This window comes from Pseudomonas gingeri (genome assembly GCF_013386165.1).
In the GTDB taxonomy this organism is placed as follows: domain Bacteria; phylum Pseudomonadota; class Gammaproteobacteria; order Pseudomonadales; family Pseudomonadaceae; genus Aquipseudomonas; species Aquipseudomonas gingeri_C.
Window position 1 is genome coordinate 383594 of the sequence record NZ_JACAOS010000015.1, and the last position, 25054, is coordinate 408647.

The 25054-nt window shown below is 61.9% G+C and carries 20 protein-coding genes; 9 read left to right on the forward strand and 11 right to left on the reverse strand.

Going from position 1 to position 25054, the window contains the following annotated elements:
- Window positions 1-30: 30 nt before the first annotated feature.
- From HX866_RS14425 to HX866_RS14435, 3 genes are all read right to left on the reverse strand, one after another.
- Complete coding sequence (locus HX866_RS14425; protein ID WP_177092411.1) at window positions 31-1275, reverse strand: lipoprotein-releasing ABC transporter permease subunit; 1245 nt, start codon at window positions 1273-1275, stop codon at window positions 31-33.
- Between the two features lie 69 nt (window positions 1276-1344).
- Window positions 1345-2028: a lipoprotein-releasing ABC transporter ATP-binding protein LolD gene (gene lolD, locus HX866_RS14430; RefSeq protein WP_177126855.1), complete on the reverse strand. Its 684-nt coding sequence runs from the start codon at window positions 2026-2028 to the stop codon at window positions 1345-1347.
- A gap of 7 nt (window positions 2029-2035) precedes the next feature.
- Complete coding sequence (locus HX866_RS14435; protein WP_177100330.1) at window positions 2036-3286, reverse strand: lipoprotein-releasing ABC transporter permease subunit; 1251 nt, start codon at window positions 3284-3286, stop codon at window positions 2036-2038.
- A gap of 112 nt (window positions 3287-3398) precedes the next feature.
- Between HX866_RS14435 and HX866_RS14440 the strand changes: the two genes are divergently transcribed.
- Together HX866_RS14440 and HX866_RS14445 are read left to right on the forward strand one after the other, a co-directional pair.
- Window positions 3399-3986 carry a PilZ domain-containing protein gene (locus HX866_RS14440; RefSeq protein WP_177092414.1) on the forward strand — a complete coding sequence of 196 codons (588 nt, stop codon included), beginning with the start codon at window positions 3399-3401 and terminating at the stop codon, window positions 3984-3986.
- 61 nt (window positions 3987-4047) lie between these two features.
- A complete protein-coding gene (locus tag HX866_RS14445; protein WP_177140023.1) occupies window positions 4048-4770 on the forward strand; it encodes a glycerophosphodiester phosphodiesterase in 723 nt (240 codons plus the stop codon).
- Between the two features lie 42 nt (window positions 4771-4812).
- On the opposite strand, the gene sthA is transcribed toward HX866_RS14445, so the two are convergent.
- A complete protein-coding gene (gene sthA / locus HX866_RS14450) occupies window positions 4813-6207 on the reverse strand; it encodes a Si-specific NAD(P)(+) transhydrogenase (RefSeq protein ID WP_177092416.1) in 1395 nt (464 codons plus the stop codon).
- 288 nt (window positions 6208-6495) lie between these two features.
- On the opposite strand from sthA, the gene HX866_RS14455 reads away from it, so the two are divergent.
- Window positions 6496-7062, forward strand: coding sequence for a chalcone isomerase family protein (locus tag HX866_RS14455; protein WP_177100326.1), 567 nt, complete (start codon window positions 6496-6498; stop codon window positions 7060-7062).
- 180 nt (window positions 7063-7242) lie between these two features.
- Entirely contained in the window at window positions 7243-8541 is a 1299-nt protein-coding gene (locus tag HX866_RS14460; RefSeq protein ID WP_177140024.1) for an MFS transporter, read from the forward strand.
- A 78-nt stretch (window positions 8542-8619) separates the two neighbouring features.
- Here the strand turns inward: HX866_RS14460 and HX866_RS14465 are convergent, their stop codons facing one another.
- Complete coding sequence (locus HX866_RS14465) at window positions 8620-10083, reverse strand: glyceraldehyde-3-phosphate dehydrogenase (RefSeq protein WP_177092419.1); 1464 nt, start codon at window positions 10081-10083, stop codon at window positions 8620-8622.
- A gap of 351 nt (window positions 10084-10434) precedes the next feature.
- Between HX866_RS14465 and mfd the strand changes: the two genes are divergently transcribed.
- From mfd to HX866_RS14480, 3 genes are read left to right on the forward strand one after another with little or no spacing between them, the layout of a single operon-like run.
- The gene (gene mfd, locus HX866_RS14470) at window positions 10435-13884 is read left to right on the forward strand and encodes a transcription-repair coupling factor (RefSeq protein WP_177140025.1); all 3450 of its coding nucleotides are present in this window, start codon (window positions 10435-10437) and stop codon (window positions 13882-13884) included.
- Between the two features lie 10 nt (window positions 13885-13894).
- Window positions 13895-14461 (forward strand): CsiV family protein, encoded by a 567-nt coding sequence (locus HX866_RS14475; protein WP_177092421.1) that lies wholly within the window; start codon window positions 13895-13897, stop codon window positions 14459-14461.
- 19 nt (window positions 14462-14480) lie between these two features.
- The gene (locus tag HX866_RS14480; RefSeq protein ID WP_177140104.1) at window positions 14481-17174 is read left to right on the forward strand and encodes a DEAD/DEAH box helicase; all 2694 of its coding nucleotides are present in this window, start codon (window positions 14481-14483) and stop codon (window positions 17172-17174) included.
- Here HX866_RS14480 and HX866_RS14485 read toward each other — a convergent pair.
- The 3 genes from HX866_RS14485 to HX866_RS14495 all read right to left on the reverse strand — a co-directional run bounded on the left by HX866_RS14485 (window position 17171) and on the right by HX866_RS14495 (window position 19842).
- On the reverse strand, window positions 17171-17914 hold the full coding sequence (locus HX866_RS14485; protein ID WP_177092422.1) for an S-methyl-5'-thioinosine phosphorylase: 744 nt from the start codon (window positions 17912-17914) through the stop codon (window positions 17171-17173). The two genes, HX866_RS14480 and HX866_RS14485, sit on opposite strands and share 4 nt — an antisense overlap.
- 10 nt (window positions 17915-17924) lie before the next feature.
- Window positions 17925-18923: a beta-N-acetylhexosaminidase gene (nagZ, locus tag HX866_RS14490; protein ID WP_177100563.1), complete on the reverse strand. Its 999-nt coding sequence runs from the start codon at window positions 18921-18923 to the stop codon at window positions 17925-17927.
- A gap of 205 nt (window positions 18924-19128) precedes the next feature.
- On the reverse strand, window positions 19129-19842 hold the full coding sequence (locus tag HX866_RS14495) for a TetR/AcrR family transcriptional regulator (protein ID WP_177092423.1): 714 nt from the start codon (window positions 19840-19842) through the stop codon (window positions 19129-19131).
- A 251-nt stretch (window positions 19843-20093) separates the two neighbouring features.
- Here HX866_RS14495 and lexA point away from each other — a divergent pair, with 251 nt between their 5' ends.
- On the forward strand, window positions 20094-20702 hold the full coding sequence (gene lexA / locus HX866_RS14500) for a transcriptional repressor LexA (protein ID WP_103496730.1): 609 nt from the start codon (window positions 20094-20096) through the stop codon (window positions 20700-20702).
- Window positions 20703-20712: 10 nt separating this feature from the next.
- Window positions 20713-21186, forward strand: a complete 474-nt coding sequence (gene sulA, locus HX866_RS14505; protein WP_177092424.1) for an SOS-induced cell division inhibitor SulA — start codon at window positions 20713-20715, stop codon at window positions 21184-21186.
- Window positions 21187-21286: 100 nt separating this feature from the next.
- On the opposite strand, the gene HX866_RS14510 is transcribed toward sulA, so the two are convergent.
- The 3 genes from HX866_RS14510 to topA all read right to left on the reverse strand — a co-directional run bounded on the left by HX866_RS14510 (window position 21287) and on the right by topA (window position 25035).
- A complete protein-coding gene (locus tag HX866_RS14510) occupies window positions 21287-21523 on the reverse strand; it encodes a hypothetical protein (protein WP_100939176.1) in 237 nt (78 codons plus the stop codon).
- A gap of 176 nt (window positions 21524-21699) precedes the next feature.
- Window positions 21700-22221, reverse strand: a complete 522-nt coding sequence (locus HX866_RS14515; protein WP_177092425.1) for a DUF6586 family protein — start codon at window positions 22219-22221, stop codon at window positions 21700-21702.
- Window positions 22222-22413: 192 nt separating this feature from the next.
- On the reverse strand, window positions 22414-25035 hold the full coding sequence (topA, locus tag HX866_RS14520) for a type I DNA topoisomerase (protein WP_177100316.1): 2622 nt from the start codon (window positions 25033-25035) through the stop codon (window positions 22414-22416).
- Between the last annotated feature and the right edge of the window lie 19 nt (window positions 25036-25054).

The following is a 25054-nucleotide window of genomic DNA, read 5'->3' on the forward strand; positions in this document are numbered from 1 at the left end:
CAAGCCCGCTCGCCACAGAGAGCACCGGGGTTACGAATAACGCAGAGCGTGGGCCGGTTCGATCTTCGCCGCCCGATACGCCGGGTACAGCGTCGCCAGGAAGCTGAGGATAAACCCGGCCGAACAGATCAACAGCACATCCCCCGCCTGCAACTGCGACGGCAGGTTACTGACGAAATACACGTCGGAACTGAAGATATGCTGCCCGCTGACCCGCTCGATCCAGCCCACCATCTGGCTGACATTCAGCGCCGCAATCACCCCCAGTACGCCGCCGATCAAGGTCCCGACAATCCCGATCACCGTGCCCTGGACCATGAAGATCATCATGATCTGCCTTGGCGTGGCGCCGATGGTGCGCAGGATTGCGATGTCCGCGCCCTTGTCGTTCACCACCATGATCAGGGTCGCGATGATATTGAACGCCGCCACGGCGACAATCATCAGCAACAACAGGCCGATCATGGTCTTTTCCATCTTCATGGCACTGAACAGGCTGCCCTGGGTATGAGTCCAGTCATCGGCCTTGAAATCGCTGCCCAGACCGGTGGCGATATCCGCGGACACCTGCGGCGCCGCATACAGGTCCTTCACCGCCAGTCGCACACTCTGCACCTGGTTCGGCTGCCAGTGCTGGATATCCGCCGCGTCGCTCATATGGATCAGAGCCATCGAACCATCCAGCTCGGCCCCCACCTTGAACACCCCGACCACGTTCAAACGTTGCAGGCGCGGGGTAATACCGCCGGGCTCAGTGCTGGGTTCCGGAACAATCAGGGTCAGCTTGTCGCCGACATTCACCCGGAAGCGCCGCGCGGTGATCTCACCGATCACCACACCGAACTCACCCGGTTTCAGATCTTCCAGGCGGCCCTGGACAATATGCTGGGCGACAATCGAGACCTTGCCTTCCTGGGCCGGGTCGACGCCGCTGATCTGGATCGGCTGCATCGAGCCCTTGTAGGAGAGCATGCCGTCCATTTCGGTAAACGGCACCGCCGCCGTCACTTCAGGGTTCTTCAGTGCGGCCGCCGCCACCGGTTGCCAGTCGTCGATGGGCTTGACCCCAACGATGGTGGCGTGGGGCACCATGCCGAGGATTCGCGAACTCATTTCCCTCTGGAAACCGTTCATCACCGACAACACCACGATCATCGCCAGCACGCCCAGGGCGAGGCCGATCATCGAGGTCATCGAGATAAACGAGACAAAACGGTTGCGGCGCTTGGCGCGGGTATAGCGCGTGCCGATGAAAATCGATAACGGTCTGAACATTCGCTGGCCACCGTAGAAAAATAATCGACCCGACACCCGCGCAATTCAACGGGTACGGGTCCTGGCGAATCAGATAGCGACGAGTTTGCCGTCTTCTAGGTGCAACACACGATCCATCTGCCGGGCCAGGTTCATGTCGTGGGTCACCACCAGGAACGCCGTGCGCATCGAGGTGCTGAGTTCCAGCATCAGGTCCTGGATACCCTGGGCGGTATGGTGGTCGAGGTTGCCGGTGGGCTCGTCGAGCATCACCAATCCCGGCTTGTTCACCAGGGCCCGGGCAATCGCCACGCGCTGGCGTTCGCCGCCGGACAGCTCGGACGGCTTGTGTTCCAGCCGATGGCCGAGGCCGACCCGCTCCAGCAACGCCGTGGCACGCTGACGCGCCTCGGGAATCGCGGTGCGCCCGATCAGCAGCGGCATGCAGACGTTCTCCAGGGCGGTGAACTCGGGCAGCAGATGGTGGAACTGGTAGACGAACCCCAGCGAACGGTTGCGCAGCAGGCCACGGGCTTTCTCGCCAAGGGCGGAAAGCTCCTCGCCGGCCAGCCAGACGCTGCCCTGGGACGGGGTATCGAGGCCGCCCAGCAGGTTGAGCAAGGTACTTTTGCCCGAGCCCGAGCTGCCGACGATCGCCACCCGCTCACCGGCGTGCAGCTCCAGTTGCAGGCCCGACAGGACCACCACCGACTCCGGGCCTTCCTCGTAGGACTTGCCCAGGTTGCGGCAACTCAGCACTGCTTTTTCACTCATGCCCAACTCACTCATAACGTAGCGCCTCCGCAGGCTGGGTGCGCGCCGCACGCCAGGCTGGATACAGGGTGGCGAGGAAACTCAGGACCAATGCCGCACCGCAGACCATCAACACATCTTCGGCCATCAGTTGGGACGGCAGGTAGTCGATGAAGTACACGTCGGCATTGAGAAACTTGTGGCCGATCAGGCGCTCAAGGGCGGCAATCGCGGCGCTGACGTTCAGCGCGGCGAGAATCCCGACCACCGCGCCGATCAGCGTGCCGATCACCCCGATCACGGTGCCCTGGACCATGAAGATCGCCATGATCTGCCCGGGCGTGGCGCCCAGGGTACGCAGGATGGCGATATCGCCCTTCTTGTCGTTCACCACCATCACCAGGGTCGAGATGATATTGAACGCCGCCACCGCCACGATCAGCAGCAAGAGCAGGCCGATCATGGCCTTTTCCATCTTGATCGCCTGGTACAGGTTGCCGTGGGTACGGGTCCAGTCACGGGCGTAGTAATGGCCATCGCCCAGCTGCTGGGCAATTTCCCAGGACGTGCGCGGGGCCTGGAACAGGTCGTCGAATTTCAGGCGCAGGCCCTGGACCTGGTCCGGCTTCCAGCGGTGCAGGCGGGCCAGGTCGTCGAGATTGGTCAGGCCCAGGTAGCCGTCCAGCTCACCGGCGCCGACATGGAAGATGCCGACCACGGTGAAACGCTTCATCCGTGGAAACATGCCCGCCGGGGTCACCGTGACTTCCGGGGCGACGAAGGTCAGCTTGTCGCCAAGGCCGACGCCCAGTTTGGTCGCCGCCTTGTCGCCGATGACGATACCGAAGCTGCCGGGGGTCAGCGCATCGAGCTGGCCCTTCTGCATGAACTGGTCAATGATCGAGACCTTGCGCTCCTGCGCCGGATCGATGGCATTGAGGATCACCTTCTGCACCTGGCCGTTGTTGGTCAGCAAGCCCTGCATCTGGGTGAACGGCGCAACCGCCACTACTTTCGGGTTCTTGAGGACCTTGTCGCCCAGTGCCTGCCAGTTGCTGATCGGCTCGTCGGACTCGATGGTCGCGTGGGGCACCATGCCCAGCACGCGGGTGCGCATTTCATGGTCGAAACCGTTCATCACCGAGAGCACCACGATCATCACGACCACGCCAAGCGCGAGTCCGATCATCGAAGTCAGGGAAATGAAAGAGACGAAATGATTGCGACGCTTTGCACGGGTATAACGCGTGCCGATAAATACGAAAAGTGGTCTGAACATGTCGAGGGGCTTGTTCGTCGGCAAAGAGGTTCGAAGGAAAAGAAGACGTCCTTGTGGCGAGGTGTGGTCAGCAGCTTTACACTCAGACCATCGCCTCTGCCCTGGGTTCGCCATGTCGACATTAGATGAAGAAGATCGCCGCGAATACTACCGTATCGAGGACACGATCGCACTGGAAATCAGCCCTTTGTCCGCCCCCGACGCGGCGAACAAAGAAGTGTTGCAGGATGCTTCACCGCTCTTCAACCTGCTGAGCGAACTGCACCTGAGCGAATTCGAGTCCCAGCACCTGCTGCGCCAGGTCAGCGAGCGCGACCGCAGCCTGACGGCCTTCCTCAAGGCCCAGAACAAGCGCGTCGACCTGCTGAGCCAGGTGATGGCCTATTCGGTCCTGGGCGAGTTCGGCGAACCGCAACGGGTGACCATTTCCGAAGGCGGCCTGGAGTTCGAACATCATATCGCCTACCCGACCGGCAGCCACCTGGCGATCAAGATGGTGCTGATGCCCCAGGCGCTCGGGTTGCTGCTGCGGGCCAAGGTGACCCACTGCGCGCCCCGCCACTTCGGCACCTTCGACATCGGCACCGAGTTCGAAGCATTGACCGATGCCCAACGCCAGTTGCTGGCGCGGCATATCCTGCAGAAACAGGCGCAGGAGCGACGCCTGGCCCGGGAGCAGAACGACCCCGACGCGACCTGACGCTTGCGGCCGTGCCGCCCTGATTTTTCAACAGTATTTTTTCTCCCTGTAAGGAGCAGTCGTGACTCTGATTTATGGCCATCGTGGCGCCAAAGGTGAAGCACCGGAAAACACCCTGACCAGTTTCCAGGAATGTCTCAAACACGGCGTACGCCGTTGTGAACTGGACCTGCACCTGTCCATGGACGGTGAGTTGATGGTTATCCATGACCCGACCCTCAAACGCACCACCGACCGCCGGGGCAAGGTGGTCGAGCATGCCGCCGCCGAACTGGTGACCTATGACGCGCGCCAGGGCGGCCCCGGCTGGATCAAGCCTTGCCCGATTCCACGCTTGGAAGAGTTGTTCGAACAGTGCGATTTCGAGCACTGGCAACTGGAAGTCAAGAGCGCCTCGCGCACCCGGGCGGCGACCACCGTGCTGGCGATCCGCGAAATGGCCCAGCGCTTCGGCCTGCTGGACAAGGTCACCGTCACCTCCAGCTCCCGGGAAGTGCTCAAGGCCGCCCTGGAACTGACCCCGGACCTGTCACGCGGACTGGTGGCCGAATACGCCTGGCTCGACCCGTTGAAGATCGCCCAGAGTTATGGCTGCGAGATTCTGGCGCTGAACTGGACACTCTGCACCCCGGAACGCCTGATCAAGGCCCAGCGTCAGGGTCTGCATGTGTCGGTGTGGACAGTCAACGAGCCGGCGCTGATGCGCAGACTCGCTGACTTCGGCGTTGATAGCCTGATTACAGACTTTCCCGGTTTGGCCACGGCCACACTTGGGAAAGGCTGAAATCGGTCTCCCCGGCCGGCTCAGGCCACCGGCCGGAGCCGCTTAAAAAAGCCGGTTGAGGCCATCGTAGGCCGCTACCCGATAGGCTTCGGCCATGGTCGGGTAGTTGAAGGTGGTGTTCACGAAGTACTTCAGGGTGTTGTTCTCACCCGGCTGGTTCATGATCGCCTGACCGATGTGCACGATCTCCGACGCCTGATAACCGAAGCAGTGCACACCCAGGACCTCCAGGGTTTCCCGGTGGAACAGGATCTTCAGCATGCCTTGCGGCTCGCCGGCGATCTGCGCCCGGGCCATGCTCTTGAAGAACGCCTTGCCGACTTCGTAAGGCACCTTGGCCTTGGTCAGTTCATGCTCGTTCTTGCCGATCGAGCTGATCTCCGGAATGGTGTAGATCCCGGTCGGCACGTCGTTGACATAACGCCAGCTGCCGTCGTCGACAATGCTGCCCGCCGCCGAACGCCCCTGGTCGTGCGCCGCACTGGCCAGGCTCGGCCAGCCGATCACGTCACCGGCACCGTAGATGTTCGGCACGCAGGTGCGATAGTTCTCGTCGACCTCGATCTGGCCACGGCTGTTGACCTTGACCCCGATGTTTTCCATGCCCAGCTTGTCGGTGTTGCCGGTACGGCCGTTGCACCAGAGCAAGGCGTCGGCCTTGATCTTCTTGCCCGACTTCAGGTGCAGGATCACCCCGTTGTCCAGGCCTTCGACCCGGTCGTACTCTTCGTTGTGACGCACTGTGATGTTGTTGTTGCTGAAGTGGTAGCTCAGGGCCTGGGAAATTTCCGAATCCAGGAAGCTGAGCAACTGGTCGCGGTTGTCCACCAGTTCCACCAACACCCCGAGACCACTGAAGATCGAGGCGTATTCACAACCGATCACACCGGCACCGTAAATGATCAGCTTGCGCGGCGTGTGGCCGAGGCTGAGGATGGTGTCGCTATCGTAGATACGCGGGTGGTGGAAATCGATATCGGCCGGGCGATACGGACGCGAACCGGTGGCGATGATGATGTGCTTGGCCACCAGTTTCTCGACCACACCGTTGGAGCAGACCACTTCGATGGTCTGCTCGTCGGCGAAACTGCCGGTGCCGAAGAACAGGTCAACCCGGTTGCGGGCGTAGAAGCCGGTGCGCGAAGCCACCTGCTTGGCAATGACCTTCTCCGCGCTTTTCAGCACGTCCGGAAAGGAAAACCAGCGCGGTTCACCAATGGCCCGGAACATCGGGTTGGTGTTGAACTGCATGATCTGCCGGACCGAGTGACGCAAGGCCTTGGACGGAATGGTCCCCAGGTGGGTGCAGTTACCGCCGACCTGGCGACGGCTGTCGACCATCGCCACCTTGCGCCCCGCTTTCGCGGCGTTCATTGCCGCGCCTTCACCAGCTGGGCCGGAACCCAGTACCACTACGTCGTAGTTGTAGACAGCCATGCGTACTCCTCAGAACAGGCCGAGGCACCCCTCTGGCACCTGCGGCTAAATCATGTCGCGGCCGGCGACATGAAGGATCAAATCTTGGTGTGCAGTCTATAGAAGCTTCAACGCCGCGCACATTAACCCTTGGTCGCGTCGTAGGCCAGCTTTGCCTGCACTACATGTTATGCCCAGGCGCCGCCGGGCAGGGTAAAGACACCGCCCGGCAGCAGGATTCGCAACAAGGCGCGGCAACCGGTGGATTTGACATAGTCTGTAGAAAGGCCCTTTTCGAGGTTGATCATTATGCGTCAGATAATCGCCTGTCTCTTACTGATCTTCAGCTCACTGAGCTGGGCCGGCTCCGCCGAACGCCTGAAGGAAGCCCATTTCCCCGGCCAATGGCACAACGGCAGCGAAACCCTGGAGCTCAAGGGACAAAGCGTCCTCACCTACCTCTGGGCCGACGTCTATGCCGCCGCGCTGTACACCGCCCCCGGCGTCAGCGCCCGCCAGGCCGTCGCCGAACTGCGCGACCAGCGCCTGGAGCTCTATTACTTTCGCGCGATAGACCGCAGCGATGTGATCAAGGCCGCCACCGCCACCCTGCAACGCCAGCAAACAGCGGCCAACCTGGTCCGTCTGCAAGGCGAACTGGATGCCCTGCACCAGAGCTTCAAGGACATCCAGCAAGGTGATCGTTATGCACTCGACTACCGGGTCGGGCAAGGGCTGAGCCTGGAGCGCAATGGCCAGGTTATTTTCAGCAGTCGCGACCCGGAACTGGCCAGGGCGTACTTCGGGATCTGGTTGGCCCCACAAGGTCTGTCGGACCCGTTACGGGAAACGCTGCTGGCACAAAACCCCAGCTGAAGGCGTCTAGATCAAGGGTTGTGCCACTTAGCCAGCAAGCTAGGGTTTTTGTTGCCTGACGACTCTATTACACATATCGTTACAATACTGATCTGCCAGCGTGCATATACCTGAAAGGTGCAGTAAGGACGAGCAAAGACGATGGATTGCTTATAAGACAGACAAAGAGAGTAAATAAAAATGGCCTCGAGTACGGGCAAGGGCAAGGCGATTTTTCGCGTTGTCAGCGGTAACTTCCTTGAGATGTTCGACTTCATGGTTTACGGCTTTTATGCCACGGCCATCGCTAAAACCTTCTTTCCTAGCGACAGTGCATTTGCCTCCCTGATGCTTTCGCTGGCCACCTTCGGTGCCGGCTTCCTGATGCGTCCCCTGGGGGCGATCTTCCTCGGTGCCTACATCGACCGCCACGGTCGTCGCCAAGGCCTGATCATCACCCTCGCGTTGATGGCCTCGGGCACGGTGCTGATTGCCTGCGTACCCGGCTATGCGACCCTGGGGGTTGCAGCACCGCTGCTGGTCCTGCTGGGCCGCTTGCTGCAGGGCTTCTCCGCCGGCGTGGAACTGGGCGGCGTATCGGTCTACCTGGCCGAGATCTCGACACCGGGCCGCAAGGGCTTTTTCGTCAGCTGGCAGTCCGCCAGCCAACAGGCCGCTGTGGTTTTTGCCGGTTTGCTGGGTGTGGGCCTCAACCACTGGCTGAGCCCTGAGCAAATGGGTGACTGGGGCTGGCGCGTGCCGTTCCTGGTGGGCTGCATGATCGTTCCGGCGATCTTCATCATCCGTCGCTCGCTGGAAGAAACCCCTGAGTTCCAGGCGCGTAAACATCGTCCAACACTGCCGGAAGTCATCCGCTCCATCGGTCAGAACTTTGGCGTGGTCCTGGCGGGCATGGCGCTGGTGGTGATGACCACCGTGTCCTTCTACCTGATCACCGCCTACACCCCGACCTTCGGTAAAGCCGAGCTGCACCTGTCGGACTTCGACGCCCTGCTGGTGACCGTGTGCATCGGCATGTCGAACTTCTTCTGGCTGCCGGTGATGGGTGCGCTGTCCGACAAGATTGGCCGCAAGCCGCTGCTGCTGGCGGCGACTATCCTGGCGATCCTCACTGCGTATCCGGTGCTGTCCTGGCTGGTGGCGGATCCGAGCTTCAGTCGCCTGCTGATTGCCGAACTGTGGCTGTCGTTCCTCTATGGCTCCTACAACGGTGCCATGGTCGTGGCCCTGACCGAGATCATGCCGGTTGAAGTGCGTACCACCGGTTTCTCCCTGGCCTACAGCCTGGCGACCGCCACCTTCGGTGGCTTCACTCCGGTGGCCTGTACCTACCTGATCCACGTGCTGGACAACAAGGCCGCACCGGGCATCTGGCTCAGTGGCGCGGCGGTACTGGGGCTGATCGCGACCCTGGTGCTGTTCCACGGCAACAAGCATGAACTGCGCACCGCGCAGATCGCAGCCGCCAACAGAGGCTGACCCGACACCGCCCTCTCAGCACCCTGCACAAACGAAAACGCCCCGACAAGTCGGGGCGTTTTCATGTGCGGCGAGTGCTTAGCGCGGGAACGCAGGCGGGTTGACCCCAGCCATGTCTTCCATCACACGCACCACCTGGCAGCTGTAACCGAATTCGTTGTCGTACCAGACGTACAGCACAACGCGGTTGTCGTTGCAGATGGTCGCTTCAGCATCGACCACACCGGCGTGGCGCGAACCGACGAAGTCGGTGGACACCACTTCCTGGGAATTGACGAAGTCGATCTGCTTGTGCAGATCCGAGTGCAGCGCCATGTAGCGCAGGTACTCGTTCATCTCTTCGCGGGTGGAAGCTTTCTCAAGGTTCAGGTTGAGAATGGCCATCGACACGTTCGGCGTCGGCACACGGATCGCGTTACCGGTCAGCTTGCCGGCCAACTCAGGCAGGGCCTTGGCAGCAGCGGTGGCGGCACCGGTCTCGGTGATCACCATGTTCAGCGCGGCGCTACGACCACGGCGATCGCCCTTGTGGAAGTTGTCGATCAGGTTCTGGTCGTTGGTGTACGAGTGAACCGTTTCAACGTGACCGTTGACGATACCGAACTTGTCGTTGACGGCCTTGAGCACCGGCACGATGGCGTTGGTGGTGCAGGACGCCGCGGAAACGATCTTGTCGTCCGCAGTGATCTCACCGTGGTTGATACCGTGCACGATGTTCTTCAGCTTGCCCTTGCCCGGTGCGGTCAGCACCACGCGGTCGATACCCGGGCAGGCCAGGTGCTGGCCCAGGCCGTCGGCATCACGCCATACGCCGGTGTTGTCCACCAGCAGGGCGTTCTTGATGCCGTACTGGGTGTAGTCCACTTCAGCCGGGTTCTTCGCGTAGATGACCTGGATCAGGTTACCGTTGGCGGTGATGGTGCTGTTTTCTTCATCGATGGTGATGGTGCCGTTGAACGGACCGTGCACCGAATCGCGACGCAGCAGGCTGGCGCGCTTGGTCAGGTCGTTGTCGGCGCCCTTGCGCACGACGATGGCACGCAGGCGCAGGCCGTCGCCGCCACCGGTTTTCTCGATCAGGATACGGGCCAGCAGGCGACCGATACGGCCGAAACCGTACAGCACCACGTCAGTGCCCTTGCGACCGGCAGCGCTTTGCTGGCCAACCACATCGACCAGCTCTTCGCGCACGAACTGCTCGGCGCTGCGGCCATTGCCTTGTTCCTTGAATTTCACGGCCAGCTTGCCCAGGTCCACCGAAGCGGCACCCAGCTTGAGCTCGCTCATCGCCTTGAGCAGCGGGAAAGTCTCGTGGACGGACAGTTCGGCATCATCAGTCTGACGATGGCGAGCAAAGCGGTGAGCTTTGAGAATCGCAATGACAGACTGGTTGATCAGGCTGCGGCCATAGATCGAACTCACCACATTGTTATTGCGGTAGAGCTGACCGATAAGCGGGATCATCGCTTCTGCAAGCGCTTCACGATCAATCCACTCACCAAGACACTGGTCGGGCTTCTGAGTCACGGGAACCTTCCACATGTAGGGGCTGAAAAAAGGGGCTACATTATGCCGCCGAGTGGCCCTGCGAGCAATGCGCGCCTGTCGTGCTTCCCCCAAGAAAAAACCTTTTGAAAAAAATGCACCCCGCGCCAGCCCAGTAAATACGCGGGTTGCAGCAGGGCTCATTTTTGCCGGCCACCGGCGACTTGTCCGTAACCCTCCAAAACATACGTCCGATACGGCACTACATAACCGACCAAAAAGCGCTATTTTTTGTCATAGCCACTACATTTCCCTCAATGCGTAATAGAAACAGTCTGCAACTGACAGGCGGCACCCAGGCCCGTTACAATTACCGACTTTGTCGCAACGCTTGGAGCTCAACCTTCCGTGCCCGTTCTGCGTCTACCGCTTCTCCCTGCCGCGGCAGGTAAACAGCACTGGGGCAATCTCCCCGGTGCCGCCCTGAGCCTGGCCATTGCCGAGGCTGCCAGCGCTGCCAAGCGCTTCACCCTGCTGTTGACCGCCGACAGCCAGAGCGCCGAGCGGCTCGAACAGGAGCTGAGTTTCTTCGCCCCCAACTTGCCGGTGCTGCATTTCCCGGACTGGGAAACCCTGCCCTACGACCTGTTTTCACCGCACCAGGACATCATCTCCCAGCGCATCGCCAGCCTTTACCGGCTGCCGGAGCTGGTGCATGGCGTGCTGGTGGTGCCGATCACCACGGCCCTCCACCGCCTGGCGCCGACCAAGTTCCTGCTGGGTAGCAGCCTGGTGCTGGATATCGGCCAGAAGCTCGATGTCGAGCAGATGCGCACACGCCTGGAAGCCACCGGTTACCGCTGCGTCGACACGGTCTACGAGCATGGCGAGTTCGCCGTGCGCGGCGCCCTGATCGACCTGTTTCCGATGGGCAGCAAGTTGCCGTACCGCATCGACCTGTTCGATGACGAGATCGAAACGCTGCGGACCTTCGACCCGGAAAACCAGCGTTCCATCGACAAGGTCGACTCGGTGCGCCTGCTGCCGGCCAAGGAGTTCCCGCTGCAGAAAGAAGCGGTGACCCGCTTCAAGGCGCGTTTTCGCGAACGCTTCGACGTCGACTTCCGTCGCTGCCCGATCTTCCAGGACCTCAACAGCGGGATTACCCCTGCCGGCATCGAGTACTACCTGCCGCTGTTCTTCGAGGAAACCTCGACCCTGTTCGACTACCTGCCCCAGGACACCCAGGTGTTCTCCCTGCCCGGCATCGAACAGGCGGCGGAAAATTTCTGGAACGATGTGCGCAACCGCTATGAGGAGCGTCGCGTCGATCCGACCCGGCCCCTGCTGCCACCGGCCGAACTGTTCCTGCCGGTGGAAGACTGCTTCGCCCGCCTGAAAAGCTGGCCACGGGTGGTCGCCAGCCAGCAGGACGTGGAAACCGGCGTCGGCCGTGAACGCTTCCCGGCCCGCGAACTGCCGAACCTGGCGATCGAGGCCAAGGCCAACCAGCCGCTGGCGGCACTCTCGGCATTCCTCGACGAATTCCCCGGCCGCGTGCTGTTCACCGCCGAATCCGCCGGGCGCCGGGAAGTCTTGCTGGAGCTGCTCGAACGCCTGAAGTTGCGACCCAAGACCGTCGACAACTGGCCGGACTTCGTCGCCGGCAAGGAACGCCTGGCAATCACCATCGCGCCACTGGACGAAGGCCTGGTGCTGGACGACCCGGCCCTGGCCCTGGTCGCCGAAAGCCCGTTGTTCGGCCAGCGCGTGATGCAGCGCCGACGCCGGGAAAAGCGCGCCGACGCCAACAACGACGCGGTGATCAAGAACCTCACCGAACTGCGCGAAGGCGCACCGGTGGTGCATATCGACCACGGCGTCGGCCGCTACCTCGGCCTGGCGACCCTGGAGATCGACAACCAGGTCGCGGAATTCCTCACACTGGCCTATGCCGAGGGCGCCAAGCTCTACGTGCCGGTGGCCAACCTGCACCTGATCGCGCGCTACACCGGCAGCGACGACGCCCTCGCCCCGCTGCACCGCCTGGGCTCGGAAACCTGGCAGAAAGCCAAGCGCAAGGCCGCCGAACAGGTCCGTGACGTCGCCGCCGAACTGCTCGATATCTACGCCCGCCGCGCCGCCCGCGAAGGTTATGCGTTCGCCGATCCGAAAGCCGACTACGCGACCTTCAGCGCCGGCTTCGCGTTCGAGGAAACCCCGGACCAGCAGACCACCATCGAAGCCGTGCGCGCCGACATGCTCGCGCCCAAGCCGATGGACCGCCTGGTCTGCGGCGACGTCGGCTTCGGCAAGACCGAAGTTGCCATGCGCGCGGCCTTTATCGCCGTGCATGGCGGCAAGCAGGTGGCGATCCTGGTGCCCACCACCCTGCTCGCCCAGCAGCACTACAACAGCTTCCGCGATCGCTTCGCCGACTGGCCGGTAACGGTCGAAGTCATGAGCCGCTTCAAGTCCGCCAAGGAAGTCAACGCGGCCGTGGCGGACCTCGCCGAAGGCAAGATCGATATCGTCATCGGCACCCACAAACTGCTGCAGGACGATGTGAAGATCAAGAACCTGGGCCTGGTGATCATCGACGAAGAACACCGTTTCGGCGTCCGCCAGAAAGAACAGCTCAAGGCCCTGCGCAGCGAAGTCGACATCCTCACCCTGACCGCCACGCCGATTCCGCGCACGCTGAACATGGCGGTGTCGGGCATGCGTGACCTGTCGATCATCGCCACGCCGCCAGCACGCCGGCTGTCGGTGCGCACCTTCGTCATGGAGCAGAACAACAGCACGGTCAAGGAAGCCCTGCTCCGCGAATTGCTCCGTGGCGGCCAGGTCTACTACCTGCACAACGATGTGAAAACCATCGAGAAATGCGCCGCCGACCTCGCCGAACTGGTGCCGGAAGCCCGTATCGGCATCGGCCACGGACAGATGCGCGAACGCGATCTCGAACAGGTGATGAGCGACTTCTACCACAAGCGCTTCAACGTGCTGATCGCCTCGACCATCATCGAGACCGGCATCGACGTGCCAAGCGCCAACACCATCATCATCGAGCGCGCCGACAAGTTCGGCCTGGCGCAGTTGCACCAGTTGCGCGGCCGGGTCGGACGCAGTCACCACCAGGCCTATGCCTACCTGCTGACCCCGGGTCGCCAGCAGATCACGCCCGACGCGGAAAAGCGCCTGGAGGCCATCGCCAATACCCAGGACCTCGGGGCCGGCTTCGTGCTCGCCACCAACGACCTGGAAATCCGCGGTGCCGGCGAACTGCTCGGCGACGGCCAGAGCGGGCAGATTCAGGCCGTGGGCTTTACCCTGTACATGGAAATGCTCGAACGTGCGGTCAAGGCCATTCGCAAGGGCGAGCAGCCCAACCTCGACCAGCCCCTGGGCGGTGGTCCGGAAATCAACCTGCGCCTGCCGGCGCTGATCCCCGAAGACTACCTGCCGGACGTGCACGCACGGCTGATCCTCTACAAGCGCATCGCCTCGGCGACCGACGAAGAGGGTCTCAAGGACCTGCAAGTGGAGATGATCGACCGCTTCGGCCTGCTGCCGGAACCGACCAAGAACCTGGTGCGCCTGACCCTGCTCAAACTGCAGGCCGAGCAGTTGGGTATCAAGAAGGTCGACGGTGGTCCGCAAGGCGGGCGCATCGAGTTCGCCGCGGACACCCCGGTCGATCCGTTGTCGCTGATCAAGCTGATCCAGGGCCAGCCCAACCGCTACAAATTCGAAGGCGCCACCCTGTTCAAGTTCATGGTGCCGATGGAACGTGCAGAAGAGCGCTTTAATACACTGGAGGCGCTGTTCGAGCGCCTCACCCCGAAAACTGCCTGAAGGACGCCGTATGCGCTTGATACCCTCGCTGGCTTTGTTGTTGGTCCTGATCGCTCCCGCGGCGCTGGCCGACGAGTTGTATCAGATCGAAATGATCCTGATCCGGCAGAACCTGGAACAACCATTCCAGAGTCAGCCGGCACCCGAGGATTGGGCCAAGGGAGCGAAACCGGTCACCGCCGACCAGGAGCGCACCCCGAGCCTCAACGACATGACCACCAAGCTTGGTGCCAGCGGCAACTATGAGGTGCTGCTGCACAAGGCCTGGCAACAATCCCTGGGCGACCAGCCGAGCCTGGTGTCGATCACCGAGGGCCAGGAACAGTTCGGCCAGTTCCCGGTGCAGGGCACGCTGAGCCTCACCCTCAAGCGCTTCACCGACGTACAGGCGCAATTCTGGGTCAACCAGTTCGACAGCAACGGCGTGGTCAGTGCCAGCGAACGCCTGAACCAGACCAGCCAGACCAAGAACGGCCAGCTCAACTTCCTGGATGCCGGCCACCTCGCCCTGCTGCTCAAGGTGACCTCACTCGCCGCATCGAAACGCGAAGCGCCATCACAGAACCTCGACCAGTGAAAGTCCGATGCCCTCGTCCCTGACGCCCACCCTGACGAAACCGCTCGCTGCGTCCTGGGTCAGTCGCTTCACGGAACAGAGTCTGGAACGAGGCCGGCGCTACGCCCTGGAAAACCGCGTGAGGATCGTCCAGGCCGGTGACAGCACGGTCACCGCCAGTTGCGAAGGCTCGGGCGGCAACACCTATCGCCAGACCATTCACCTGCGCGAATCCGCCAAAGGCACGCTGCTGGTGGTCGACGCCACCTGCACCTGCCCGGTACGCAGCCGCTGCAAGCACACCGCTGCGGTGTTGCTGCAAGTCCAGGAAACCCTGGCCTATCCTGCCGCGGAAAAGGACGCCGAGTTGCTGGAAAAACTCCAGGCCGTGCTCGATGCGCGGACACCTTCGCCTTTGCCGCAACAGCTTATCGACGACCTGATGCCGGTGCCGCGCCTGTGGCTGGCGAGTATCGAGTTCAGCGCCTTCGAGCCACGCAACGGGCGGATGCAACGCTATATCCAGCACCGCGCGGCCCTGTCCTTCGACTATCTGGGTGAATACGTCAGCGGCCAGAAAAACGCCGATATCATCCTGCGCCAGGAACACCAGAGCCTGCGCATCAAGCGTCAGTTGGAAGCGGAAAAAGCCTGTCGTGAGCAATTGCGGGTGCTGGGATTCAAGATCGCCACGCGCCAGAGCAAGGCCCTGCCGGAAAGTGCCGGCGAGCTGTTCGAAATGGTCAATGACAGCGCCTGGCTGAACTTCACCCTCAACCAACTGCCCGGCCTGCGCGCCCAGGGCTGGCAATTGCAGATCGAGGAAGACTTCGGTTTCGACCTCAGCCCCGTGGAAGACTGGTACGCCACGGTCGACGAAGCGCCCGAACGCGACTGGTTTGACCTGGAACTGGGGATCATCGTCAACGGCGAGCGCCTGAGCCTGCTGCCGATCCTGCTGAACCTGGTGCGCTCCCACACCGAACTGCTCAACCCCGAGCGCCTGGCCCGGCGCCGCGACGACGAACTGATCCTGGTCAATATCCCGGCCTCCCCCGCCGGCAACCACGGACCGCTGCAAGTGGCGCTGCCCTATGGACGCCTGCGGCCGGTGCTGAACACCCTTGGCGAGTTCTACCTACAGGAACCCGGTACCACCCGCCTGCGCCTGAGCCATGCCGATGCGACCCGGCTCAATCCGCTGGACGAGTTGGCATTGCTCTGGGAAGGCGGCGAACAGATCCGTGGTTTCGCCCAGCGGCTGCGGGATATCCGCGACTACAGCGCGGCGATCCCCGAAGGTCTCAACGCCACGCTGCGCCCCTACCAGCACGAGGGCCTGAGCTGGATGCAGTCCCTCAGGCAACTGGAAGTCGGCGGCATCCTGGCCGATGACATGGGCCTGGGCAAAACCCTGCAGACCCTGGCCCATATCCTCAGCGAAAAGCTCGCCGGACGCCTGGACCGCCCGTGCATGGTGGTGATGCCCACCAGCCTGATCCCCAACTGGCTGGACGAAGCCGCGCATTTCACCCCGCAGCTCAAGGTGCTGGCTCTGTATGGTGCCGGGCGCAAGAAGCATTTCGAGCAATTGCAGGATTACGACCTGCTGCTCACCACCTACGCCCTGTTGCCCAAGGATATCGAACGCCTCAAGACCCAGCCGCTGCACGTACTGGTGCTCGACGAGGCGCAGTACATCAAGAATCCCGGCAGCAAGGCCGCCCAGGCCGCCCGTGAGCTGGATGCCCGGCAACGCCTGTGCCTGAGCGGCACGCCGCTGGAAAACCACCTGGGCGAGCTCTGGTCGCTGTTTCATTTCCTCTTGCCGGGCTGGCTGGGGGACGTGAAGAGCTTCAACCGCGACTATCGGACGCCGATCGAAAAACACGCCAGCGAAGTCCGCCTGCAACACCTCAACGGTCGGATCAAACCCTTCCTGCTGCGCCGCACCAAGGAACAGGTGGCCACCGAACTGCCGCCCAAGACCGAGATCATCCATTGGGTGGAACTCAACGAGGCCCAGCGCGATGTCTACGAGACCATGCGCCTGGCCATGGACAAGAAAGTCCGCGCCGAAATCACCCGCAAAGGCGTGGCCCGCAGCCAGATCATTATCCTCGAGGCGCTGCTCAAGCTGCGCCAGGTCTGCTGCGACCTGCGCCTGGTCAACGACGCGCCCCTGCCCGCCCGCGGCAGCGCCTCCGGCAAGCTCGACAGCCTGATGGAGATGCTCGAGGAGCTGTTCGACGAAGGTCGGCGAATCCTGCTGTTCTCGCAGTTCACCTCGATGTTGTCGCTGATCGAGTTGGAATTGAATAAGCGCGGAGTGGCTTATGCGCTGCTGACCGGACAGACCCGCGACCGACGTGCGCCGGTCAAGGACTTCCAGAGCGGCAAGTTGCAGATTTTCCTGATCAGCCTCAAGGCCGGCGGCGTGGGCCTGAACCTCACCGAAGCCGACACCGTGATCCACTACGATCCGTGGTGGAACCCGGCGGCTGAGCACCAGGCCACCGACCGCGCCTATCGGATCGGCCAGGAGAAGCCGGTGTTCGTCTACAAGATGATTGCCCGGGGCACGGTGGAAGAGAAGATCCAACACCTGCAACAGGAAAAATCGGACCTGGCCGCCGGCGTCCTCGACGGCCGCCAGGCCGGTGACTGGCAGCTACAGAACGACGACATCGAAGCCTTGTTCGCGCCACTGCCGGACAAGAAAGCCGGTCGTTAACGACCGGCCGACAGCACCCGGGCCAAGGTCGACTTCACCTGGCCCATGCCGTCATGCAAGGCCTGTTCGATCTCGGCCATGGTGATCACCGCCGTCGACTTGCCCGCCGCCGGGTTCACTACCAGGGCCAGGCAGGCGTAGTCCAGTTCCAGCTCTCGGGCCAACGCCGCTTCCGGCATGCCGGTCATACCGACGATATCGCAACCGTCGCGCTCCAGACGGGCGATCTCGGCCACCGTCTCCAGACGCGGCCCCTGGGTGCAGGCATAGACGCCGTGGCTGCTGTAGGCACAACCCTCGGCTGCCAGCGCCGCAATCAGCTGTTCCCGCAGGCCTTCGCTGTAGGGATAGCTGAAATCGATATGAGTCACCTGCTCCAGGTCATCGGCAAAGTAGGTGTGCTGGCGCCCGCTGGTGTAGTCGATCAATTGATGCGGTACGCAGAAATGCCCGGTGCCCATCGCCGCATGAATCCCGCCCACCGCATTGACCGCCAGTATGGCCTCGGCACCCGCCTGTTTCAGCGCCCAGAGATTGGCCCGGTAATTCACTTGATGGGGTGGAAAACGGTGCGGATGCCCGTGGCGCGCCAGGAACAGCACCTCGCGACCGGCATATTCGCCGATCTGGATGTCTGCCGAGGGGGCACCGTAGGGTGTGTCCAGCGCCAACGACTGACGAATACTCAGGCCTTCCAGCTGGGTCAGACCCGTGCCGCCGATAATTGCGTAAACCGTCATGCAGGATTCCTCAATCAATCAGTTGAGCATCTTTGAGCGCCATAAGCGCCGACAACCAGCGCGGGTCCTGACGGTAATCCGTGCGGGCAAAGCCCTGGCCGCGCATCCGTGCAATGCGCGGCGACGGCTGGACCTTCAGGCGCTGGGCGGCACTCAGGGCCAGTTCGGCAGCCGCACGGTCGTTGCACACCAGACCCATATCGCAGCCGGCGGACAGGGCCGCTTCGATCCGGCTCGCGGCATCGCCGACCACATGGGCACCGGCCATCGACAGGTCATCACTGAAGATAACCCCCTCAAATTTCAATTCGCCCCGCAGAATCTCCTGCAGCCAGCGACGCGAGAAACCGGCCGGTTGCCCATCGACCTGTGGATAAATCACATGGGCCGGCATCACTGCGGCGAGCTGCTGGCTCAAGCGGGCGAACGGCACCAGGTCATTGGCACGGATCTCGTCCAGGCTGCGCTCATCGGTGGGAATCGCCACATGGGAGTCGGCTTCAGCCCAGCCATGACCGGGGAAATGCTTGCCGGTGGCGGCCATGCCGGCACTGTTCATACCGCGGATAAACGCCCCGGCGAGCAACGCCGCGCGCTCGGGATCCCCCTCGAAAGCACGGCTACCGACCACGGCGCTGCGCTGGTAATCCAGGTCCAGAACCGGTGCGAAACTCAGGTCCAGGCCCACCGCCAACACCTCGGTCGCCATCAGCCAGCCACACTGCTCGGCCAGGTATTCGGCATTCGGGTTGTCGGCAATGGCGCGCATCGCCGGCAAGCGCACGAAGCCCTGGCGCAAGCGCTGCACCCGCCCGCCTTCCTGGTCGACCGCCAGCAACAAGTCCGGGCGTACAGCGCGAATGGCGGCGCTCAGTTCACGGACCTGACGCGGGTGCTCGATATTGCGCGCAAAAATGATCAGGCCGCCGACTTGCGGCTGGCGCAGCAACTGGCGATCTTCAGCCGTCAGCCAGGTACCGGCGACGTCCACCATCAGGGAGCCTTGCAGGGCAGTACTCATAAGGAATCCTTGGACAAAAGTGCCCGTTGCCCTCGCGGACCTGAACGCCAAGCGGCGACAGACAGGCACGGCAACGCCTTGCCATGGACAGCACCAGGCAAGCGGGAACGGGCAAGGGGGACTTGGAACAGAAAGAAATCAGGCATGGGCGGCAGCTTAGCGGATCGAAGCCAGCGCGCCCACCTGTAGTGTATTAAACCTTGGCCACCGTCGGCACCGACGTCGACTTGCTGCGCGGACGCAACTGCGCCGCCGCCATCGTGGCATCGGTGACACCGCTGTCAGCACGCATGCCGGCCGCGAGAAACGGCACCATCAGGCGCATGACCTGTTCGATGGAGGTGTTGACGCCAAAGTCGGTCTCGGCAATAGCCCGCAACGCCTTGATACCCGACATGCTGAACGCCGCCGCGCCGAGCATGAAGTGCACGCGCCAGAACAGCTCGATCGGTGGAATCCGTGGCGCGGCATCGTTGACCAGCAGCATGTAGCGGCGGAATACCTTGCCGTACATGTCTTCGAGGTAACGCCGCAAGTGGCCCTGGCTCTGGCTGAAGGCCAGGCCCAGCAAACGCATGAAGATCGACAGGTCGTTGCCGCTGCGTGGCTGCACCACCAGGGCCTGTTCCACGAGGATTTCCAGCAGCTCTTCCAACCCGGGCTTGACCTCGGGCTTGGCCTGGCGTCGCTCCAGCTCACGGTCGAGACTGATGCAGAACGGTCCGAGGAAGCGCGAGAACACCGCCTGGATCAGGGCTTTTTTTGAGCCAAAATGGTAGTTCACCGCCGCGAGGTTGACCCCCGCCTTGCTGGTGATCAACCGCAATGAGGTCTCGGCGAAACCTTTTTCCGCGAACAATTGCTCGGCAGCATCGAGAATGCGTTCAACGGTTTCCGACTGGGCCATGGTTCTTCCGCCTGACAAACACTTGTTTGAAACATACGTTTCAGCCCCGCGAATGTCAAGTCTGACGGTCCGTTCGTGGCCCGCCGGTCAGGCATTAAATCATACAAATCCTGGCCTGTAGCCATCCTGCCGACAAGGCTCGCGCAGCGTTGTCCGGCGACCGTCCGGCGGCAGTGAGAAAAAGGAGGATTGCCAAGCGCCTTACACTGTATATAATCCCAGTCACTGTATAAAAAGACAGAGCGCTCAAAATGATAAAACTGACGCCACGCCAAGCTGAGATTCTGGCCTTTATCAAACGTTGCCTGGATGACAACGGCTATCCGCCGACCCGTGCGGAAATTGCCCTGGAGCTGGGCTTCAAATCGCCGAACGCGGCTGAAGAGCACCTCAAGGCCCTGGCCCGCAAGGGCGCGATTGAGATGACCCCAGGCGCATCCCGCGGCATTCGCATCCCCGGCTTCGAAGCCAAGAGTGATGAATCGACCCTGCCGATCATTGGCCGGGTGGCCGCTGGCGCACCGATTCTCGCCCAGCAGCACGTCGAAGAATCCTGCAACATCAACCCGACCTTCTTCCATCCCCGGGCCGACTACCTGTTGCGCGTTCACGGCATGAGCATGAAGGACGTCGGTATTTTCGACGGCGACCTGCTGGCCGTGCACACCTGCCGCGAAGCCCGCAACGGCCAGATCGTGGTGGCGCGGATCGGCGACGACGTCACCGTCAAGCGCTTCAAGCGTGAAGGCAGCAAGGTCTGGCTGCTGGCGGAAAACCCCGAGTTCGCCCCCATAGAAGTCAACCTGAAAGACCAGGACTTCGTCATCGAAGGTTTGAGTGTCGGCGTTATTCGCCGCTGAAGGAGGCGTCATGCAATTCCAGCAAACCCCACAACATGCACAACTGTCCCTGTTCGAAGCGTTCATGGCGCAACCTCTCGCGCCCCTGCTCAAGGAGGTGGTCGAAGCCCCCTGGAGCAACGAGCCAGAAGTTTTCAGTGAGCTGTCGTTGCGGGGCGCTGCCGGGAGTTGCCTGAGCCTGCTGGCCCCGATCCTGCGGGATTTGAGCGAGGATCAGGAAGCCCGCTGGCTGACCCTGATCGCGCCGCCGTCCAGCCTGACACAGGCCTGGTTGCGGGATGCCGGATTGAACCGGGAGCGGATTCTGCTTCTGCAACCGAGCAGCGCCCAAAGCGCCCTGCAATTGACCTGTGAAGCCTTGCGCCTGGGCCGCAGCCACACCGTGGTCAGTTGGCTGAACCCGCTGAACGGCAACGCTCGCCAACAACTGATCAACGCGGCTCGCCAAGGCGATGCGCAAAGTCTGAATATTCGTTTGGGCTAACGGATTGAACGGCTGTCAGGGCCGGTACTTCATGCTGATTGCCTCAGGGCTTCTCCAGGACAGAGAAGCCGATCTGAAACAACGCCGAACGAGCCTCGGTTCAGTGAAGAACCCGTGGCCCGCCGTCGTCCTTCTCAATCTCACCTTCGGCCAAACGTCCGGCCATCTGCACACCCACGCTCAACATGGCCTTGGCCACTTCGACGTGCTGGCCCTGCAGGAACGCCTTGGCATCTTCGGAAAAGTTAAGGGTTACCAGAGAACCTTCGTCCTCGGCCCGGCGCAGCTCGATACGGCCGTCCGGCAGCTCGACAATTTCTAGAAAGGACGTAGGCATAGTGTCTGTTCTCCACGAAAGGCCATCATTATATCAGTCATCAACGGCACATCGCAGGAGAACTGAAGCGCTTTCTTTACCGCTTGATGAACATCTGACAGATGGAGACTACTTTTTTAGAAGAGAAAGGCGACAAAATAATCGCCCTCTGTTCATCCATCTGTCCGTTCAATCACTCAGCACTCGTTGAGCCCGTCGCGAAAACGGATCGCCAGCGCCTTCAAATTCTGCCGCCAGCTCTCAAGCTCCTCACGCCCCAGCTCAGGCGCTTCTTCCTCATCCAGGCTGACTGCCACGATCAACGGCTGCAAAACGTCGCCTTTGACCTTTCTCGGCGCCTGGGGCGGCAAGTACAGCGCGGCATGGACGCTGATCAGGCGGGCCAGCCAGGTTTGCGGGCTGTGGGCCAACTCCACCAGCTCAGCCATTTCAGGAATGGCGATCGCTTCCAGCACTTCGCGGGTCAGCAACAATTCGGCCCGTGGTGCGGCGGCCTGGGGCAAGCGGTAGAAACCGGCAATCTCATGACACAGCCCGAGCAGTGCGCCATACAGGTGAAACACCGCGGCTTCACGCTCGGCCTGGATCAGCGCCAGGGCATTCATCGCCCCGCTCTCCTCGGCCTTGCCCAGGGCTTCCAGGGCAAGACCGGCGTAAAAAATCTTCTGGTTGGTGCGGGTATAGAGTTCATTGGCCATGACGGCACGCTCCAGGGAAAAGGTCACAGGCAGGTCAGTCAGTTTCAGGGATCGACCGAGTTCGCCGCAAGCCAAAAAACAAAGGCCGCCTGAAAACGAATGTCTTCATGCGGCCTTGTCAGGATCAACCGTGTGGCACCGGCTTGCGCCGATCCCACAGGTTGCGGGCGTTGGCGCCCTGGTCAGGGCAACTCAGGCCCCCTGACGCTTGTCCTCGACCTTCCACTTGCCGCCGTCGTAGAACGCCTTCCAGCCGGTCGGCTTGCCGTCCACTTCGGTCTGCACGTACTGCTCCTTGGTCTTGCGGCTGTAGCGAATGACCGACGGACGACCGTCCGGGTCCTTCGCCGGAGCCGCACACAGGAAGTGATACTTCGGATCGATCTCGTCCTTGTGGGGCAGGATCTCGATCACCAGCGGCGCGCGGGTTTCACGGTTTTTCGGGAACTGGCTCGCGGCCAGGAACAGACCGGAAGCACCGTCACGCAAGATGTAGGTGTCGTTGACCTTCTCGCACTTGAGCTCCGGCATCTTCACCGGGTCCATCTTCGGCGGCGCCGCGTCACCGCTCTTGAGCAGCTTGCGGGTGTTCTTGCAGGTCGCGTTGGTGCAACCGAAGAACTTGCCGAAACGGCCGGTCTTGAGCTGCATCTCGCTGCCGCACTTGTCGCATTCCAGGCTCGGACCTTCATAACCCTTGATGCGGTAGCTGCCTTCTTCGATCTCGTAGCCATTGCAATCCGGGTTGTTACCGCAGATGTGCAGCTTGCGCTTCTCGTCCAGCAGGTAGGCGTCCATCGCCGTGCTGCAGATCGGGCAGCGATGCTTGCCACGCAGCACCAGGGATTCCGATTCACCCTCGTCGTCGGCGGCGATTTCGTCGCCCGGCACCAGGTTGACGGTAGCCTTGCAGCGCTCCTTGGGCGGCAGACTGTAACCCGAGCAGCCGAGGAACACGCCAGTGGAGGCGGTACGGATCTGCATCGGCCGGCCACAGGTCAGGCACGGAATGTCGGTCATGACCGGCTGGTTGGCGCGCATGCCGCTATCAGGGCTTTCCGCCACTTCGAGCTTTTTCTTGAAGTCGCCGTAAAACTCGTCGAGCACGTTCTTCCAGTCGCGTTCGCCCTGGGCCACGTCGTCGAGGTGCTCTTCCATGCTGGCGGTAAAACCGTAGTCCATCAGGTCGGAGAAGCTTTCCGAAAGGCGCTCGGTGACGATGTCACCCATTTTTTCGGAGTAGAAACGGCGGTTGTGCAGCGCCACATAACCACGGTCCTGGATGGTCGAAATGATCGCCGCATAGGTCGAAGGACGACCGATACCGCGTTTTTCCATTTCCTTGACCAGGCTGGCTTCGGAGTAACGCGCCGGTGGCTTGGTGAAGTGCTGGGTCGGATCGAGCTGGATCAGCTTCATCACCTCGCCCTGGGCCATGTCGGGCAGCACGTCGTCGTCGCCTGGTTTGGCGATCTGCGGCATGACCCGGGTGTAACCGTCGAACTTGAGGATACGACCCTTGGCACGCAACTCGAAATCCCCGGCACCCACGGTTACGGTGGTCGACAGGTATTGTGCCGGCAGCATCTGGCAGGCGAGGAACTGGCGCCAGATCAGCTCGTAGAGGCGCTCGGCATCGCGCTCCATGCCCGACAACTTGCTTGGCTCGGTGTTGGCGTCGGAAGGACGGATCGCTTCGTGAGCTTCCTGTGCGCCTTCCTTGCTGCTGTAGACGTTCGGGGATTCCGGCAGGTACTTCTTGCCGAACTCGCCTTCAATATAAGTACGCGCCATCGCCACGGCATCAACCGAGAGGTTGGTGGAGTCGGTACGCATGTAGGTGATGTAGCCGGCTTCGTACAGACGCTGGGCCATCATCATGGTCTTCTTCACACCGAAGCCCAGGCGGTTGCTCGCGGCCTGTTGCAGGGTCGAGGTGATGAACGGCGCCGACGGCTTGCTGCTGGTCGGTTTGTCTTCGCGTTTGACAATGCTGTAGGCGGAAGACTTGAGCTTCTCCAGGGCCGCCATGGCCTGGGCTTCATTGAGCGGCTTGAACGCCTCGCCCTTCTCCCGTGCCACGTCGAAGCGCACCTTGGCGCCCTTGGCGGTGCCGAGATCGGCGTGGACTTCCCAGTACTCTTCGGGGTTGAAGGCACGGATCTCGCGCTCACGCTCGACCACCAGCTTCACCGCTACCGACTGTACGCGACCGGCGGACAGGCCACGGGCGATCTTCGACCACAGCAAGGGCGAGACCATGTAACCCACCACACGGTCGAGGAAACGGCGGGCCTGCTGGGCATTGACGCGGTCGATGTCCAGCTCGCCAGGTGTCGAGAAGGCTTCCTGGATGGCTTTCTTGGTGATCTCGTTGAACACCACGCGCTTGTAGCGGCTGTCATCGCCACCGATGGCTTCGCGCAGGTGCCAGGCAATGGCTTCCCCTTCGCGGTCCAAGTCCGTCGCGAGATAGATGGTGTCGGCATCCTTGGCCAGGCGGCGCAACTCCTCGATCACCTTCTCCTTGCCGGGAAGGATCTCGTAGCGGGCTTTCCAGCCATGGTCCGGGTCGACACCCATGCGCGCGACCAGTTGCTTGCGCGACTTCTCCTTAGCCGTCAGCACAGGGGCTTCGCCAGCCGCCGCCTTGCCGCGCTTGGCAGCAGGCTCTTTGGTGGCACTCGCCGAACCGCTGGTGGGCAGGTCTCGGATATGGCCGATACTCGACTTCACCACGTACTGGGTACCCAAGTACTTGTTGATGGTCTTGGCCTTAGCCGGGGATTCCACAATGACCAGCGATTTGCCCATGGATCAGAAAATTCCTGAA